16 protein-coding genes are annotated in these 17,293 nt (G+C 71.5%); 10 read left to right on the forward strand and 6 right to left on the reverse strand.

Annotation, left to right across the window (positions count from 1 at the left end):
• The first annotated feature begins 13 nt into the window (after nt 1-13).
• Together F9C41_RS24905 and F9C41_RS24910 are read left to right on the forward strand one after the other, a co-directional pair.
• The gene (locus F9C41_RS24905) at nt 14-511 is read left to right on the forward strand and encodes a cupin domain-containing protein (protein WP_155389271.1); all 498 of its coding nucleotides are present in this window, start codon (nt 14-16) and stop codon (nt 509-511) included.
• An 11-nt stretch (nt 512-522) separates the two neighbouring features.
• Nucleotides 523-1,389: an alpha/beta hydrolase gene (locus F9C41_RS24910; RefSeq protein WP_155389272.1), complete on the forward strand. Its 867-nt coding sequence runs from the start codon at nt 523-525 to the stop codon at nt 1,387-1,389.
• 35 nt (nt 1,390-1,424) lie between these two features.
• Here F9C41_RS24910 and F9C41_RS24915 read toward each other — a convergent pair whose 3' ends face one another.
• The 3 genes from F9C41_RS24915 to F9C41_RS24925 all read right to left on the reverse strand — a co-directional run bounded on the left by F9C41_RS24915 (nt 1,425) and on the right by F9C41_RS24925 (nt 4,868).
• Complete coding sequence (locus tag F9C41_RS24915; protein ID WP_155389273.1) at nt 1,425-3,251, reverse strand: hypothetical protein; 1,827 nt, start codon at nt 3,249-3,251, stop codon at nt 1,425-1,427.
• 107 nt (nt 3,252-3,358) lie between these two features.
• Nucleotides 3,359-4,150: a maleylpyruvate isomerase family mycothiol-dependent enzyme gene (locus tag F9C41_RS24920; RefSeq protein ID WP_155389274.1), complete on the reverse strand. Its 792-nt coding sequence runs from the start codon at nt 4,148-4,150 to the stop codon at nt 3,359-3,361.
• Between the two features lie 73 nt (nt 4,151-4,223).
• Nucleotides 4,224-4,868 (reverse strand): M15 family metallopeptidase, encoded by a 645-nt coding sequence (locus F9C41_RS24925; RefSeq protein ID WP_155389275.1) that lies wholly within the window; start codon nt 4,866-4,868, stop codon nt 4,224-4,226.
• Nucleotides 4,869-5,017: 149 nt separating this feature from the next.
• On the opposite strand from F9C41_RS24925, the gene F9C41_RS24930 reads away from it, so the two are divergent.
• From F9C41_RS24930 to F9C41_RS24955, 6 genes are all read left to right on the forward strand, one after another.
• Nucleotides 5,018-5,482, forward strand: a complete 465-nt coding sequence (locus F9C41_RS24930) for a hypothetical protein (protein WP_155389276.1) — start codon at nt 5,018-5,020, stop codon at nt 5,480-5,482.
• Nucleotides 5,483-5,552: 70 nt separating this feature from the next.
• Nucleotides 5,553-7,226, forward strand: a complete 1,674-nt coding sequence (locus tag F9C41_RS24935) for an NAD-binding protein (protein ID WP_196279929.1) — start codon at nt 5,553-5,555, stop codon at nt 7,224-7,226.
• Between the two features lie 90 nt (nt 7,227-7,316).
• Complete coding sequence (locus F9C41_RS24940) at nt 7,317-8,576, forward strand: hypothetical protein (RefSeq protein WP_155389278.1); 1,260 nt, start codon at nt 7,317-7,319, stop codon at nt 8,574-8,576.
• Nucleotides 8,577-8,737: 161 nt separating this feature from the next.
• Nucleotides 8,738-9,343: a TetR/AcrR family transcriptional regulator gene (locus F9C41_RS24945; protein ID WP_230689991.1), complete on the forward strand. Its 606-nt coding sequence runs from the start codon at nt 8,738-8,740 to the stop codon at nt 9,341-9,343.
• The gene (locus tag F9C41_RS24950; RefSeq protein WP_155389279.1) at nt 9,337-11,070 is read left to right on the forward strand and encodes an ABC transporter ATP-binding protein; all 1,734 of its coding nucleotides are present in this window, start codon (nt 9,337-9,339) and stop codon (nt 11,068-11,070) included. The genes F9C41_RS24945 and F9C41_RS24950 overlap by 7 nt, the downstream gene beginning before the upstream one ends.
• A gap of 121 nt (nt 11,071-11,191) precedes the next feature.
• Nucleotides 11,192-13,087 (forward strand): ABC transporter ATP-binding protein, encoded by a 1,896-nt coding sequence (locus tag F9C41_RS24955; protein WP_155389463.1) that lies wholly within the window; start codon nt 11,192-11,194, stop codon nt 13,085-13,087.
• A 36-nt stretch (nt 13,088-13,123) separates the two neighbouring features.
• Here F9C41_RS24955 and F9C41_RS24960 read toward each other — a convergent pair whose 3' ends face one another.
• Complete coding sequence (locus F9C41_RS24960; protein WP_155389280.1) at nt 13,124-14,389, reverse strand: hypothetical protein; 1,266 nt, start codon at nt 14,387-14,389, stop codon at nt 13,124-13,126.
• Between the two features lie 189 nt (nt 14,390-14,578).
• Between F9C41_RS24960 and F9C41_RS24965 the strand changes: the two genes are divergently transcribed.
• Entirely contained in the window at nt 14,579-15,235 is a 657-nt protein-coding gene (locus tag F9C41_RS24965; protein WP_155389281.1) for a hypothetical protein, read from the forward strand.
• Nucleotides 15,232-15,567 (forward strand): winged helix-turn-helix domain-containing protein, encoded by a 336-nt coding sequence (locus F9C41_RS24970; RefSeq protein ID WP_155389282.1) that lies wholly within the window; start codon nt 15,232-15,234, stop codon nt 15,565-15,567. The genes F9C41_RS24965 and F9C41_RS24970 overlap by 4 nt, the downstream gene beginning before the upstream one ends.
• Before the next feature lie 66 nt (nt 15,568-15,633).
• Here F9C41_RS24970 and F9C41_RS24975 read toward each other — a convergent pair whose 3' ends face one another.
• Both F9C41_RS24975 and F9C41_RS24980 read right to left on the reverse strand, forming a co-directional pair.
• Complete coding sequence (locus tag F9C41_RS24975) at nt 15,634-16,371, reverse strand: class I SAM-dependent methyltransferase (RefSeq protein ID WP_155389283.1); 738 nt, start codon at nt 16,369-16,371, stop codon at nt 15,634-15,636.
• Nucleotides 16,372-16,480: 109 nt separating this feature from the next.
• On the reverse strand, nt 16,481-17,281 hold the full coding sequence (locus F9C41_RS24980) for a RibD family protein (protein WP_155389284.1): 801 nt from the start codon (nt 17,279-17,281) through the stop codon (nt 16,481-16,483).
• Nucleotides 17,282-17,293 lie beyond the last annotated feature (12 nt).

Here is a 17,293-nt window from a genome sequence, read left to right on the forward strand (position 1 = left end):
TCAGGAGTACGCCATGTCCCTGTTCATCCCGCAGTTCACCGAGTCGGTCGTCGTCCGCTCCGCCGAAGCCGAGGTGATCGGGCGGGCCCCGACGACCATCCGGCTGCTGGCCGACAGCAGCGCCACCGGCGGCGCCCTGTCGACCCAGCGCGTGACCCTCCTCGACGGCGCCGACGGCGCGCGACCGCACCACCACGGCAACTCGGCCGAACTCTTCTACGTGCTCGACGGCGTCGCGCAACTGCTCTCCGGCGACCAGGTGGTCACCGCCGAGCGGGGCGACCTGGTCGTCGTGCCTCCCGGCCTGAACCACGCGTTCGCCGCCGCGTCCGGTGAGGACGCGGACATCCTCATCGTCATCACCCCCGGCATCGAGCGGTTCGAGTACTTCCGCCACCTGGAGCGGATCGCCTTCGGCAAGCTGCCGCCGGAGAGCCTGCTGGAGGTGCAGGAGCTCTACGACACCTACTTCAGGGCCAGCCCGGCCTGGGACAACGCGCGGCGCGTCTAAGATCATCTGCTATGGCCGTCCCCGACCTCACCGAACTGCGCGAACAGATCCGCCTGCGGGCCGGCACCCGGCCGGCCGGCCCGCCGCTGGCCCGGGTACGCGACCTCGTCGGCCCCGGCGGGCTGGCCCTGCGCCACTACCGCCCCGTCGACGCCGACCGGCCGCTGCTCGTCTACGTGCACGGCGGCGGCTGGGTGATCGGCGACCTCGACACCCACGACCGGACCTGCCGCCGCATCGCCGCCGGCGGCGACGTCGAGGTGCTGGCCGTCGACTACCGCCGGGCACCCGAACATCCGTATCCGGCGGCGATCGACGATGTGACCAGCGTCCTGGAATGGGTCCGTCCGCACCTCGTCGCCGGTGACAGCGCGGGCGGCTACCTGGCCACGATGGCCTGCAGCCGCCTGCGTGACGCCGGACGGCCGTTGCCGCGCGCGCAGATCCTGCTGTGCCCGAACACCGATCTGACCCTGAGCCGGCCCAGTGTCGCCGAGAAGGGCACCGGATTCGGTCTGGACGCCGACTTCCTGAGCTGGGCCGTGCAGCGGTGGACTCCCGATCCGGCGCAGCGGGTGGCGGCCAGCCCGCTGTTCGCCGAGGACCTCGCCGGGCTCCCGGAGGCCGTCGTCGTCACGGCCGAGCACGACGCCCTGCGGGACGAGGGTGACGAGTACGCCCGGCGGCTGGCCGCGGCCGGACTGCGCGTCCGGCACCGGGTGGAGCCCGGCCTCGTCCACGGGTTCATCCAGAACATGGACCTCACCTCGGCCGACGCGGCGGCCGCCCACGAACGGATCTTCGACGACATCCGGCGCATCGCCGCCGGGATCGGCCCCGACGACCTCGCCCGCCCCGTGCTCGAAGCCCACCCGTAGCAGCTGCCCGCGGCCGCGGCCGGGCGGCGCGGCGGTCAGCGGCGGCCGAACAGGTTGCGCAGGTTCGCCACCCCGATCGCGACGGCCGCGGCCACGGCGAGCACACCGAACGCGATCCGCAGGTTGGTGACCAGCAGCCAGGTGAGCCAGCCGACGCCGACGAGGATGACCAGGCTCAGCAGGAACAGCAGCAGGCGGTGGCGCAGCACCGCCTCGACCGCCATCACCGCCAGCACGGCGAGCGTGCACGCGAGCAGCAGCGAACCCTGCTCCAGCAGCAGCGCGAAGCCGAGCAGGAGCAGCAGCACCGACAGTGACGCCCCGGCCCAGAACCGCAGCAGCGCGCCCGCGGGTGCGGCAACGTCGGGCACGACCCGGTTGCGCAGGTGCGCGTGCGGCGGCGGCAGCGGCGGCACGCCACCCACCGCCCGGAGCTGGTCGCGCTCGTTCACTGCCGCGCGGCGGCGGGCCCGCAGCTGCGCCATGGCCTGTTCCTGGGCGATCAGCGCGGCGGCCGCGCCGTCCCCGCCGCGGCGGCTCGCGGTCACCGTCGGCGGCAGCACCTCCAGCCCGGCCGACATGCGTCGCAGCTCGTCCTGCCCGTCGGCGATGCGGCCGTCGAGCTCGGCGATCGTCTCCGCCAGCTCGCGGGCCCGGTCGGCCCCGGCCCGCAGCGCCCGCGCGGGTGTCGGCGGCACCTTGTCGAGGCCCGCCCAGCCGACCGGGTCGCCCCACGAGGCCCGGATCGCGCCGCTGCGTTCGTAGCGGGGACCGGCGGGCGCGCGCTCGCCGCCGAACGGGTCGGCGGTGTCCAAGCCCCACAGCCCCCGGTAGTCGCGAACCCACGGCGTGGCGGAGTCGATCAGGATCGGGGTCCAGGGGCGGCCGGTGCCGGGTCCGATGCGCGTCCCGTCGCCGCGGCGGTAGTCGACGTACGGGATGCCCAGGCCTTCGGCGATCGCGCCGCGGGTCCACGGGAACAGCAGCGCCCGGATCCGGACCACCGTGTTGAGCACGCTCTCCAGCGACGGCGGCTGCACCCGCACCAGGTAGTCGCCGGGCAGGTATGCCCCCGAGTGCGAGCCCGCGCCCGCGTTGGCCACCAGGTGTGTGCCGTCGACCCAGGTCAGGTCGGGGTCGTCGGGCCGTCGGCGCAGCTCGTCGCCGACCTCGTCGTGCGAGGACAGCGCCACCCAGGCGAGCTCGAACCCGTCCGGCCCGTCGGGCGACGGCACCAGGTAGAGGGTGAGCTGCTCCCAGTCGGACTCGTGGTCGTTGACGCCGCTGAAGCTCGACCGCCAGTCGTTCATCGCGTACAGGAACCAGAACTGGATGACGACGTAGCCGCCGTCCGAGCTGACGTGGGCGTGATAGGTGTCGGTCTGCGTACCGGCGGCGGTGTACTGGCGCTGCACCGCGGCCGTGAGCCCGCCGGGCACCCGCCCCCGCAGCGTCAGCGACAGGCGCAGCAGCGAGTCGATGAGCCGGCCGAGCAGCCCGACCGCGGCCAGCCGGGACACTCCGGTGAACTTCGGCCGGTCCGGCCTTCGCCGCCATTCCCGCAGCTCCCGGCGTTGCAGGCCACGCGGGGCGTAGCGCAGGAACAGCGCGGCCTCGGGATGGGCGCGGGCCGTGTCGGCCAGCCGTTCGGGGTTCAGCTCGCCGTGGTCGACCAGCAGCGTCGGGGCGCCCCGCGAGGTGTGGTGCGAGGCCCACAGCGCCGCTCCGGCCAGGTACGTGTCGACCGGCATGGGGAAGAACATCTCCCCCGCGGTGAAGCACAGCACCGGCTCGTAGCGCTGCACCAGCGCGCGCAGGTCGACGCCCTCGAGCAGTCCCGCACGGTCGTCTACGCCGGTCACCACCGTAGTGTCACAGCTCGGACGCGAGGAAAGCGCCGGAACCGGCTCATGCCGGCAGGCCGCCCCGCCCGTGCGGTGACCAGGCGGGACGGCCTGCGCAGGCCCGGTCAGAAGCCCCGGAACACCTGTCGGAGCAGCGCCAGGTCGGCCGCGCCCGCCGTCTCGACGGCGGACGGGGTGTGCTGCGGCGACAACCGGCCGGCGATCAGGCGCAGCCAGGCCTCGGCGGGCAGCCGCAGCACCCCGTCGTCGTCGCCCGGCGCGTCGACCAGTTCCACCTTGTCCGCCAGCCGCAGCCCGTGCACGGCGTCGGGGTCGGTGGTCTCGACGCGCAGGGTCAGTTCCCGGCCGTCGAGCGCGTCGGACTTGGCCAGCCAGCCGAACATGCCGCCGAGCGTGCCCGTCAGCAGCGGCACCGCCTCGCCGGCGAGCTCGGCCTGCGGGTCCCCGCCGACCCGCACGTCCCAGGAGTGGAAGGTGTACTCGCTCAGCCGCAGGCTCGCCGCCGTGGCGACGTCGACCGGCGCGGGCAGGAATCCCATGTCGACCCGCAGCTCCTCCCGGGTGGCGGCGTCGAGCGACTCGTACTTCGCCAGCAGCGCATCGTTTGCGGCGAGGAAACCCTCGGCCCGGGCGGCGGGCTCCATCGCGTCCCAGCGCGCCCACACGCCCTTGTTGAACTCGAAGCCCGGGTTGGGCCGGCCGTCCAGTGCCGCCTCGACCGTCGCGAGGTTGATCTCGGCGCCGCTGCCCAGGTGGCTGAGCACCTGGGACACGTCCCACTCGGACGCGCCCGACGCGCCGGTCAGGTCCGATTCCGGCAGGCCGCGTACGTGCCCGGCGAGCGTGTCGTGGCCGGACCGCAGCGCGGCGATGACGGCGTCGGCGGAGCTGGTCATGGGTACTCCTCGGTGATGGCGAAAGTCGTCCGCTGGGTCAACCACACACCCGCTCCGCTTGTTCCGCCCTCGCTCAGACCGACGCGACCGGGCCGTACCGCGTCTGCGCCGAACGCGTCTGCAGGGCCCAGTAGCGGTCGCCATAGGACCAGTGCCACCACTCGGTCGGGTAGTTGACCAGGCCCACCCCCGACAGCGCGAGCGACAGCAGGTCCCGGTGCTCGCGGGCCGTCGGCGAGATGTGCGGCGAGCCGGTGAAGCAGGCGTCGGCGCTGGCCAGCGGGCTCGCGTTGACGGCGGTGCCCATGTCCAGCTCCAGGCCCTGCTCGGTGCACAGGGTCAGGTCGACCGTGCCGCCGGTGCTGTGCGGCGCGACGTCGGGCGGCGAGACGTACTTGCTCGCCTCGGTGTGCAGCCGGTCGTCGTCCCATCCCGGGTGGGCGGCCCGCAGCTCGGCCTTGTAGTCCTCGAAGTACGTCGTCTGCAGGCGCAGCGGCCGGTATGCCTCGACGACCAGCAGCCGCAGCCCGTCCGGCAGCGCCCGCTGCGCGTCCAGCAGCCGCTGGGCGACCCCCTCGCGCAGGTGGGCGTACGCCCCGGCCGGGTCGGCGAGCCGGGAGTCGATCCGCAGCTCCGGAACCTCGCGCAGGTCGATCATGGGTTCACCGGTGTCGCCGAGGGCGATGGCGGAGATCCGGCGGTCGGACAGCAGGATCATGCCGCCGCCTCGCTTGTCAGGTCGGTCACGGCGCACAGTCCACCCGACCGGCTGCGACGTGGACGTGAGCGGAAGTCCTCACACCCCGCTCACACGACGCCGCAGGCGCGTCACCGGCCGATGACGCACCGACCGGCTAGCATCCGCGAATGACGATTCTCTCGGGCGCGGTCGGGGCCTGGACCGGGGCCAACGGCTTCCGGCTGATGCCCCAGGACCAGTTCGCCGAGTCTGCGGCCACGCTGGCGCTGGCCACCGCGGCGGGCGGCCACCTGACCACCGTCGCCTACACCTGGGCGCACCCGACCGACGGCCCGCAGCAGGGCCTGCTCGCCCTCGGCGCGGGCGAGGAGCCGGGCGCCGTGACCGGACTGTGGAGCGACTCGTGGCACCAGCAGCCCGCGGCGCGGATCATGCCGGGCACTCTTCGCGACGACAACCTGGTCGAGTTGGAAGCCGACTACGGCGGCGGGTGGCTGTGGCGGATCATCATCGACGCCACGGGCGCCACGCTGCAGCTGCGCATGGACAACGTGATCCCCGCCGAGCACGCCACGGCCGAGGTAGCCGCCGGGCCGTACCCGGCGATGCTCATGACGTTGCGCCGCGGCTGAGACGGCTCAGTTCACCTCGAAGCCACCTGGACGTCACCCGCCGTCGATGCGACGGGCCGACCATTCCGGCATGCCCGCAGCCCGCACGAACCACTTCGTCCTCAATGGATCGGACGACCTGACCTATCGCCTGGCGCAACAGCTCTCGGAACGCTACCGCGCCGAGGTGGTGGTGCTGATGACCGAGGCGGAACAGGCCACGGCACGCGACTTCACCGATCTGGCCGAGGTCGCGCTGGTGGTGGCCGAGCGCATCGACGAGCAGGCGCTGCGCGGGGTCGACGTCGGCACCGCGGCCGGGCTGGCGCTCACCGTGCAGGACGACGTCGGCAACCTCTCGCTGGCCTTGCTCGCCCGCGACGTCGCCCCCCGGCTGCGGCTGGTGCTGCGGATGTACCACACCGCGCTGGGCCAGGACGTCGAGTCCCTGCTCGGCAACGCGCGGGTGCTGTCCGATGCCGAGATCGCCGGACCGGAGCTGGTCGCCACCGCGCTCGGCGAGGTGGCGGCGACGCCGGTGCAGGTGGCCCGGCGCACCCTGGTCGTCGCCCCGCGCGCCGACGTGCTGCCCCAGGACGTGGTGTGCGGGCTCGCCGACACGTCCGACGAGGACGCGCCGCAGGTGCTCCCGTCCGACGAGCGCACCGCCGACCTGGTCCTCGCCGAGGACCGCGGTCCGGCCTCGCTGTGGGAGACCTCGCTCGGCCTGAGCCGGCTCACGCCGAAGCGGCCCTCCTGGGCCGGCCTGGTGCTGTCGTTCCTGGGCGCACTGTTCTCCCGCAAGACCCGCATCGCCGTCACCGCCGTGCTGGCGATCATCATCGCGGCCGGTGTCGCCCTGGCCCTCAGCCTGGATCTGCGGCCGTGGGAGGCGTTCTACGAGGCCGCGGCCACGGTGCTCGGCGGACCCCAGCCGGAAGCCGGCTACCGGCCCCGGCAGCAGGCCCTGCAACTGCTGCTCGGGCTCGCCGGGCTGGCGTTCATCCCGCTGGTCACGGCGCTGGTGGTGGAGGGCACGGTGCGGGCGCGCCTGGCCGTGGCGCAGCTGCGGCTCATCCAGCCGCGCTCCGGTCACGTCGTGGTGGTCGGCCTGGGCGGCGTCGGCACCCGCGTCATGCGGCTGCTGCACGACCGCGGCATCACCATGGTCGCCGTCGCCCAGGACGAGAACGCCCGGGGCGTCCCGCTGGCCCGGGAATTGGACATCCCGCTGCTCATCGGCGATCCGAGCCGGGAGACGACGCTGCGCCAGGCGGGCGTGGACCGGTGCAAGGCGCTGCTCGCGGTGGACCGCTCCGACATGGCCAACCTGCAGACCGGCCTGTACGCCCGCAAGCTGCAGCAGCGGGTGCGGGTGGTGCTGCGCCTGTTCGACCCCGACCTCGCCGACCGGGTGCGCACGACCTTCGACCTGCCGCTGTCGCGCAGCGTGTCCAGCATGGCGGTGCCCGCGTTCGCGGAGGCGTTGATGGGCCGGGAGGTGATCGGCACCATCGCCGTCGACCGGCGGGTGCTGCTCATCGCCGAGATGTTCGTGCCCACCGGCTCGCCGCTGGCCGGCACGACCACCGCGAACGTGAACCGGGCGGGCTCGATGCGGGTGGTCGCGGTGACCGAGTTCGGCGAGCCCCGGCCGCTGTGGAAACCGAGCCCGACCCGGCGGGTACACGAGCGCGACAAGCTCACCGTGGTCGCCACCCGCGACGGGCTCACCGAGCTGACCATGCGCAACCGCCGCCGCTGACCGCCCGATCGGGTCACGTCCATCACCAGCGGGCCCGCCGTCAGTTGGTACCGGTGGTGCTGCACATCGGGGTGACACGGGGAGCTTGAGATGTGGATTCGCAGGTCGCTGCTGGCTGCCGCGGGCACGGCGTACGCGCTGCTGCCGTTGACCGCCGCCGCGGGCGCGCCGATTCCGGTGCCCGGCGCACCGGAACCGGCGGTGCCGGACGCGCTGTACCCGCTGGTCGCGTACGCCGACCCGGAACTGGACGGGGCTTCGCAGACGTTCGGCGCGGGTGTGTTCGACGCCGACTCCGGCGGCCTGGGCGCGGTCGGCGACGACGCCGTCTCCTCGCTGCGGGTGGCCGTGGGCTTCCGGGTGCTGGCCTGCGACCGCACCGCGGCGCAGAGCGCGGACGCCGTCGACGGCCTGGGCTCCTGCCGCTACTTCGACGCCGGCTGGTACGGCCGGGTCGGCGGCGGCCTCGACGACCACATCTCGCTGCTGACCGTCGTCGCCGCGAAGGAGACCGGCCAGGGCGTCACCGTGTACGGCGAACCGGCGCTGTCCGGCGGCAAGCTGCGCTTCGGCCCCGGCCGGTACGAGGCGGCCGCGGGCGACCTGGACCGGCTCGACGCGGTCCGCTCGCTGGCGGTGGCCGACGGCCACCAGGCCGTGCTCTGCGACAGCGACCGCGTCACGGCCACCGCCGGCGGCAACCCCGGCCTGTGCCGGGTCTTCAGGCCCGGCGAGCACCCGTCGGTCGGCGTCGGCCTGGACGGGACGGTCTCCCTGATCGCCGTCGGCGGCCCGGCGGTGACCGCGGCCGACGGGCCCGCCCTCGCCGGGGCGGTCCAGTCGTTCGGCCCCGGCGTGCACCAGGCCGCGGCCGGTCACCTGGCGCAGGTGGGCAACGACGCGATCAGCTCCCTGCACGTCGCGGCCGGCCACCGGGCGCTGGCCTGCGCCGACGACCAGGCCGCACCCGCCGCGCTCGGCGAGTGCACGCTGTTCGGCTCCGGGGTGCACGAGCTGGCGGGGACGGGCCTCGACGACGGTGTCTCCCTGCTGGCCGTGTCGGCCGGCCCCGCGACCGGCCAGGTGCTCACCGCGTACGCCGACGGCGGGCTGACCGGGCCGTCGGGCGCGTTCGGGCCGGGCATGTTCGCCGCCGCCGACCTCGGCGGGGTCGGCAACGACGCGATCAGCTCGTTGCGCCTGGCCGAGGGCGCCCGGGCGGTGCTGTGCGAGCACGACGAGGCGACGCCGGGCGAGGTCGGCGCGTGCCACCTGTTCACGGCGGGCGACCACCCGACGCTCGGCAAGGCCCTCAACGACCACACGTCCCTGATCTTCGTCGCCTCCTAACCCGGACGCCTCCCTTTTCCCATAGACGTTGGCCTATCTGGCTGAGTTTGATCTTTTTTTCTCATCCAGATAGGCCAACGTCTATCGCGGGGTGGGCAGGTCCGGAAGCAGTCGGAAAATGGCGTTGCGGAGTGAGTGCTCACTCATTTAGAGTCGCCGGCGTGACTGACGCCTCCCCCAGGCGCCGGGTTTCCCCGTTGACCCCCGAGGACCGGCGCGCCGCGATCATCGCGGCGACCCTGCCCCTGCTGCGTGCCGAAGGCGTGCACGTCAGCAGCAAGCGGATCGCCGAGTGCGCGGGCGTCGCGGAGGGAACCATCTTCCGCGCCTTTCCCGACAAGGCCGCCCTGATCTCGGCCACGCTCTCCCACGCCTTCGACCCGGCGCCCACCATCGAGTCGATCAAAGCAGTGGCGGGCGACCCCGACCTCAGGTTCCGGCTCAAGACCGCGGTGCGGATCCTGACCCGCCGCTTCCGCGACAACGCCCCGCTGATGATGTCGCTGCGCGGCAGCGGCCTGGCCGTGGTCACCACCACGCCCGTGTTCGATCCCCGCGAGGCGCTGACCGGAATCTCGGATGCGGTCGCCGAGCTGATCAAGGATGATGCCGACCGGTTCCGGCTGCCGACGACGACCGTCGCGTCCCTGCTCATCTCGATGGTGTTCTTCAACAACCGCAGCGAGATCCTCCCCGAAGACCAGATCGTCGACGTCGTCCTGGACGGCGTGCTCTCCCCCGAGGCGAAGAAAGAGCCCGCATGCTGATCACACTCGTACGCCGCCAGCTGCGGCCCTACGGGCGGCAGATATCCCTCGTCGTGCTCCTGCAACTGGTGCAGACGATCGCCAACCTCTACCTGCCCACCCTGAACGCCGACATCATCGACCAGGGCGTCGTCAAGGGCGACACCGGCTACATCATGCGCATCGGCGCCGCCATGATCGGCGTCTCGCTGGTGCAGATCATCTGCTCGATCGGCGCGGTGTACGTCGGCGCGCAGGTCGCCAGCGCGCTGGGCCGCGACGTCCGGGCCGCGATCTTCGACCGGGTGCAGTCGTTCTCCGCCCGCGAGGTGGGCCACTTCGGCGCGCCCTCGCTCATCACGCGGACCACCAACGACGTGCAGCAGGTCCAGATGCTGGCGCTGATGACCTTCACCATGATGGTCAGCGCGCCGATCATGATGGTCGGCGGCATCGTGCTCGCGCTGCAGCTGGACGTGCAGCTGTCCGGGCTGCTGCTGGCGGTCATCCCGGTGCTGGTCCTCGGCATCGGCTTCATCGTGTACCGGATGCGGCCGCTGTTCCGGGCCATGCAGACCAACATCGACGAGGTCAACCGGGTGATGCGCGAGCAGATCACCGGCATCCGGGTGATCCGCGCGTTCGTCCGCGACCGGCACGAGCAGGAGCGCTTCGCCGGGGCGAACACAGAGCTCACCAACGTCGCGCTGGCCGTCGGCAAGCTGATGGCCTCGATGTTCCCGTTCGTCATGCTCGTCATCAACATCTCGACCGTGGCCGTGCTGTGGTTCGGCGCGCACCGCATCGACAGCGGCGGCATGGAGATCGGCGCGCTGACCGCGTTCCTGAGCTACCTGATGCAGATCCTGATGGCCGTGATGATGGCAACTTTCATGTTTGTAATGTTGCCGCGGGCCGAGGTGTGCGCCGAGCGCATCGAGGAGGTGCTCGGCACCGACTCCAGCGTCGTCCCGCCGTCCGCGCCGATCGTGCCGGCCGGGCTGCGCGGCCACCTGGAGCTGCGCGACGTCGAGTTCAGCTACCCCGGCGCGGAGGAACCGGTGCTGCGCAGCATCGCCTTCAGCGCGCGGCCGGGCGAGACCACCGCGATCATCGGCAGTACCGGCAGCGGCAAGTCCACGCTGCTGCACCTGGTGCCGCGCCTGTTCGACGCCACCGGCGGCCGGGTGCTGGTCGACGAGGTCGACGTGCGCGACATGGAACCGCAGGCGCTGTCCCGGGCGATCGGCTTCGTCCCGCAGAAGCCGTACCTGTTCTCCGGCACCGTCGCCTCGAACCTGCGCTACGGCAAGGCCGACGCCACCGACGAGGAGCTGTGGCGGGCCCTCGAGGTGGCACAGGCCAAGGACTTCGTGCAGGCCATGCCCGAAGGCCTCGACGCGCCGATCGCCCAGGGCGGCACCAACGTCTCCGGCGGGCAGCGCCAGCGCCTGGCCATCGCCCGCGCGCTGGTCAGCCGGCCCGAGATCTACCTGTTCGACGACTCGTTCTCGGCCCTGGACTACGCCACCGACGCCGCGCTGCGCCGGGAGCTGTCCCAGGAGACCGCCGACGCGACGGTCGTGATCGTCGCCCAGCGCGTCAACACCATCCGCGACGCCGACCGCATCCTCGTCCTGGACGACGGGCAGGTCGTCGGCACCGGCACGCACAGCGAACTCATGAACAGCAACGTGACCTACCGCGAGATCGTGCTGTCCCAGCTCACCGAGGAGGAGGCGGCATGAGCGAGCGTAGCGAGCGAATCATGAGCCCCGGCTATCACGACGGAGCCGAGCGCAGCGAGGTGACGGCGTGACTTCGACCCCCGTACGCCGTGATTCGGGCCCTCGCTTCGGACCCGGCGCGATGATGGCCGGCCCGCCGCAGGGCAAGTCGCTCAACTTCAAGCAGTCCACCCGCCGCCTGCTGAAACTGCTGGCGCCGCACCGCGCCGCCGTGTGGCTGGCCGTGGCGCTCGGCGTCATCGGCGTGGGCCTGTCGGTGATCGGCCCACGCATCCTCGGCCACGCCACCGACGTGCTGTTCACCGGCATCATCAGCGGCGACATCCCGGAGGGTGTCACCAAGGCGCAGGCCGTCGACTCGGTCCGCGCCCAGGGCAACGGCACGCTCGCCGACATGCTCGCCGCGATGGACCTGGTCCCCGGGCGGGGCGTCGACTTCGACGCGCTGGGCCGGGTGCTGCTGATCGCGCTCGGCGTGTACGTCGCCGCGTCGCTGTTCTCGCTGATGCAGTTCCGGATCATCACCACCGTCGTGCAGCGCGCCGTCTACGCGCTGCGTGAGCAGGTCGAGACGAAGCTGTCCCGGCTGCCGCTGAGCTACTTCGACGGCCAGCAGCGCGGCGAGGTGCTGAGCCGGGCCACCAACGACATCGACAACGTCGCGCAGACGATGCAGCAGTCGCTGAGCCAGCTGATGAACTCGGTGCTCACCATCGTCGGCGTACTCGCGATGATGTTCTGGATCTCGCCTTTGCTGGCGCTGATCGCGCTGGTCACCGTGCCGATCTCGGTGTGGGTGACGATGCGCATCGGCAAGAAGGCGCAGCCGCAGTTCATCGCGCAGTGGGCCACCACCGGCAAGCTCAACGCCCACATCGAGGAGATGTACACCGGCCACTCGCTGGTCAAGGTGTTCGGGCGGCAGCAGGAGGCCGCCGAGCAGTTCCGGGAGCACAACGAGGCGCTCTACACGGCCGGGTTCAAGGCGCAGTTCATCTCCGGCATGATCCAGCCGGCCATGTTCTTCATCGGCAACCTGAACTACGTGCTGGTCGCGGTCGTCGGCGCGCTGCGGGTGGCGTCCGGCACGCTGTCACTGGGCGACGTGCAGGCGTTCATCCAGTACTCCCGCCAGTTCAGCCAGCCGCTGAGCCAGGTCGCCGCGATGTCCAACCTGGTGCAGTCCGGCGTCGCCTCGGCGGAGCGGGTGTTCGAACTGCTGGACGCGACCGAGCAGAGCCCCGAGCCGGTCCCCGCGGCCCGGGTGCAGGACCTGCGCGGCCAGGTCAGCTTCGAACACGTGGCGTTCCGGTACACCGAGGACAAGCCGCTGATCGAGGACCTGTCGCTGGTCGTCGAGCCGGGGCAGACCGTGGCCATCGTCGGCCCCACCGGCGCGGGCAAGACCACGCTGGTCAACCTGCTGATGCGCTTCTACGAGGTGACCGGCGGGCGGATCACCCTGGACGGCGTCGACATCGCCGCGATGGACCGCGAGGACCTGCGGTCCAAGACCGGCATGGTGCTGCAGGACACCTGGCTGTTCGGCGGCACCATCGCCGACAACATCGCGTACGGTGCGGACTCCCCCACCCGGGAGCGGATCATCGAGGCGGCGAAGGCCGCGCACGTCGACCGCTTCGTGCGCACGCTGCCCGACGGCTACGAGACGGTGCTGGACGAGGACGGCACCAACCTCAGCACCGGCGAGCGGCAGCTGATCACCATCGCGCGGGCGTTCCTCGCCGAGCCGAGCATCCTCATCCTCGACGAGGCGACCAGCTCGGTCGACACCCGCACCGAGGTGCTCATCCAGCGGGCGCTGAACTCGCTGCGCAGCGGCCGGACCAGCTTCGTCATCGCGCACCGGCTGTCCACCATCCGCAACGCCGACGTCATCCTGGTGATGGAGCACGGCTCGATCGTCGAGCACGGCTCGCACGACAAGCTGATCGCCTCCGGCGGCGCGTACGCGCGCCTCTACGAGGCCCAGTTCGCGGGCGCCGCCACCGAGTGAACGGCAGAAGGCGGGGCACTTCTTAACGGCCGGCCGTTAAGAAAGTGCCCCTCCTTCTGCGGCTGCCCTGGGCGCTGCCACCGGCTGTCGTGCGGTTGTCTTCGGACCCCGGAGCAGCTTCGCGATGTGCTTGATCTCTTCCGCGCTGACGTTCGCGTCGAGGTGGCTGCGGAAGCCGGCGAAGTTGTGTTTGTACAGGAAGTCCACGTCGACCCCATGCGCCAGCATCGTGGAGCGGACGGGCCAGTACCTCCGCACCCGTTCGGCGAGCTCGCGGCGGTGTCGGGTGATGGCGTGCGGCGCGATCGAGCCGTAGCGCCGATCGGGGTCATGGACCGCTTGGCGAGCCAGGTCGTCTCCCCAGAACTCGAGCGTCCACCCCGGCCACAGCTCTGCCCACTGTTCCCGCAGGCCGCACAACGGCTCCACGCTCCACAGCCCGGCCTGCCGGGTGGCCGCATCAAGGTGCAGGCCGGCTGTCAGCTCGTCACCGGAGGCGGCCTGCCGAAGCTCGGGTCCGGCGGCGACCAACTCGACCAGGTCCGGCCCCATGAGCCAGCACTGCCTCACCAGATCGGCGCTCAACCCGTAGCGGCGCACCAGCCCGTCGGTGCCCCGGATCGTGACCACGGACTGGAGAGTGTCGCCCGGCTCGAAGTCGCTGCACCCGACCAGCTCCGGCCGACCTTCGTCACGCGCGGACTCCGGATCGAGTCCCACATACGCCATCAGGTTTCCGATACCGTCGTACGCCCATCGGATCTCCCAGCCGGACCAGGTCGCCGCGTACGCCTGCAGCATCGCCGCCCGATAGGCCACCCCGTTGAACGTGGTGTTGAACAGCAGGAGAATCCGCCTGTCGACGTCGATCAGCACACCGCCCTTGCACAGGACGTCGTCGAACCAGTGATCGTCCACATAGTCACCGGCATGGGCCAGCCAGCGCAGCACGACCTCCGGGCCGGGCGCGAAGAGGTAGTCGATCCCGTCGCCCGCACCACCGCCCTGCGCGTACACGGTGAACTCGCCGTCGCGCACGACGACGTAATTGACGCTGCTGCTCACCGGGCTCACCCTAGCGACGAAGACGACCGGCTCGTGCGGCAGCAGACCTTCGCGGCAGTTCTCATAGAACCTGGTCATCCGCGAGATCTGCGCCAGGCCCAGCCGGTGCTCGTCGTCGCCGAACACCCCGATGTCGACCCCGGTCAGATTGATGCCGCCCGACCAGCTCATGCCGCAGACGAAGGGACGGTACAGGCGTTCGCCCGACCACGCCGCCAGCACCTCCTGGCGGCTCATGCCGAAGGTGACATCCGGCAACTTGGAGGCGCACCCCGTATCCGGCGATCAGCTGCACAGCCACGGCGGCAAGCCTAACGGCTTTGTCGTGTCGAATCTCTTGCGCAGAAAGGTCTGTAATGCAAAGCTAACTGCATGACACACGACTCTGTGCCATCGGCAAACAGCCCTCGCGAGCTGCTGACAGCCGTGAGTGACCTGACCCGCCGCGTCCGTGTCGCCCAACGCGGCACCTGGTTCCCGCTGCTGGTCTTCGCCGTGATCACCCTGGTCGCGATCCCCGTCGAGCGATACGCCCCCCAGCTCGGCCCGTGCCAGGCAGGCCCCGAGGAGGGCACCCTCGTCTGCGCCGCCTCGGTCGCCTCCACGGCCGTGTACTGGCCGGTCGCCCTGATGCTCGCCTATGCGGCGATCGCCGTCTTCTACGTCCGCCAGTCCAGGCAGCGCGGTCTGGGCACCCCCATCCGCCCCTACGTCGTCGTCGGCGTCGTCCTCGCCGTCCTGTTGGCGGGCGCGTCGCTGTGGCTGGCGTATCACCCGCTCGCGCCCTTCTCTGCCGCCCCGAGCGAGTTCACCCCGACCATGCACGCGGTCTCCTGGCTGGCTTCGCCACTCACGGTGATCGGCTTTGCCCTGCTCGTGCTGGCGTGGGTGGAACGCCACTGGGCGCTGCTCGCTTACACCGCCGTCTACCTGGTCATCGGGCTCGTGCAGGGCGGTCAGGTCATCCAGTCGTCGTCGCGGTGGTTCTTCCTGCCGTACCTGCTCGTCCCGGCGGTGGTGCTGCTACTGGGCAGTGCCGCCTTCGCCCTGTTCCGGCCGGTCGGCGAGGCACAGCCCCGATGACCGACCATCCCGCCAACGGCCTCGACGACGTGGTCCACCAGCGCGTCCGATTGGGCATCATGGCCATCGCGCACCAGGCCCGACAGGTGGAGTTCGGTTTCCTGCGCACGACCCTGCAGCTGACCGCCGGCAACCTCGGACAGCACCTGACCGTGCTGGAGAAGGCCGAGCTGATCCAGATCGAGAAGGGGTACGAGGGCAAGCGCCCCCGAACCTGGGTCACCCTCACGCCCGCCGGGCAGACCGCCCTGCGCGAGGAGATCGCCCACCTCAAACGGCTGATCCAGGAGGTCGAGCAGGCCGAGACGGCGGAGACGACCGGCGACCGCTGATCGGGCGGATACGCGCTGCTGGGTGAGTCCCGAGTGCCGGGCTCACCCAGCAGGGCAGATCGCTTCTCACGGCCTCCCGATCCGGCGTGCGATCGTAATGATCTCGCTGCTGGAGTCGGTGACAGGTCCCCGCTGCCAGTCGCCGTACTGGGCCTCGATCGCGAAACCGGCCTCGGTCAGGAACGCCGCCAGCGCCGGCGCGTCGAGGAAGCGCAGGCTCGACCGGTCGACCCGCAGCACGTCGCCGTCTGCCCCGCTGGTCGTCTCGACCAGGTGCACCACGTCGCCGACCTGCTCAACCTGGTGCCACACCCGCAAGGTACGACCCCGCGCGTCCACGACCTCCGACGCGTTCGACGGGTTCCAGTCGTCCCACGCCCGCGCCTGCGGATGGCGCGTCTCGAAGGCGAACCGGCCGCCGTCGCGCAACGCCGCCCGGATGGCGAGCAGCGACGCGCGCAGCTCGTCGTCACCGACGAGGAACTGGAACGCGTGGCTGACCATCGTCGCCAGCTCGAACTCGCGGTCCCACCGCGCCTCGGCGGCCACCCGAGCCACCCACTCGATGTCGGTACGCCGCCGGGCCCGGTCCAGCGCCGCGAGGTCCGGGTCGAGCCCGACCAGGCGGCCGCGATGGCCGGCCTCGCGGGCCCGGTGCAGCATGCCGCCCGTGCCGCAGCCCACGTCCAGCACCGCGTCCGCGGACATCACCAGGTCGTCGTAGAACGCGTCGCTGGCGAACCTCGTTCCGTCCCATGGGTTCAGCAGGTCATACAGGGCAGCGGCGTCGGCATCGGAGAACATCGCGACAGTATCGGCGCTTCACCTGGTGCGGCCAACGGAATTAAGCAGGGCGGACGGCAGCGTCCGACGCGACGCCACCCCCCCCGGTCCGACGCGAGCGGCCCGGCGCTCAGTCTGCTGACCTGGCCGCCCGGTCGACCTCGTAACGCAGCCAGATCAGGCCGTCGGTCTCGGCTTGGACCGACAGCAGCCGCAGCGACGTCGGCAATTCGCCGGGCATCAGCTGAGCTCCGTCGAACAGGGCAGGCGTGCCCTTCCCGCCGACCAGGGCGGGGAGCATGACGACGTGCAACTCGTCGACGAGTTCGGCACGCAGCAGTGCGCCGTTGAGTTCGCCGCCCGCGTTGGACACGACGCAGGTGACGCCGAGCTTGGCGGCCAGGTGGCCGAGCGCGGTGGCGGGATCGACCCGGTCCTCGCCCACGACGAGGTACGGGATCTCCTCCCGCCGCAGGAAGGCCAGGTAGTCCGCGGGCGTCGTCATGGCCACCAGGATCAGGAGCCGGTGACCGCCGCTGCTCTTCACGCTCCAGCGCACGCGTCCCCGGCTGTCCACGACGGCGAACCACCTGCCACCGGCCGGATCGCCGGCCACGTCGTCCGGGAGGAAGTCCGTGTGCAGGTCCAGCGCCGGGTCGGCGGCGGGCAGCCCGGTCACCGGACCGGTGTCGGGGGTGACGAAGGTGCCGCTGCCTTCGAGCACGACCTGTGGCTGGTACAGCCGCTCCAGCAGCGCCGCACGGGACTGCTCGACCATAGGAGTGCTCGGTGGCTGCAGCGAACGCCACACGCGACCCGCCCCCTCGTGCAGGAGCAGCTGATCGCCGCTGAGCGCAAGCCGGCCGTCCACCGACACCACCGACGACACCACCACGCGCGGTCGTGCCGGTTCACCTCTCGTGACATCCATTCCGGCGTTCTA

Source organism: Catellatospora paridis (genome assembly GCF_009720365.1).
GTDB classification, from domain to species: Bacteria; Actinomycetota; Actinomycetes; order Mycobacteriales; family Micromonosporaceae; genus Catellatospora; species Catellatospora paridis.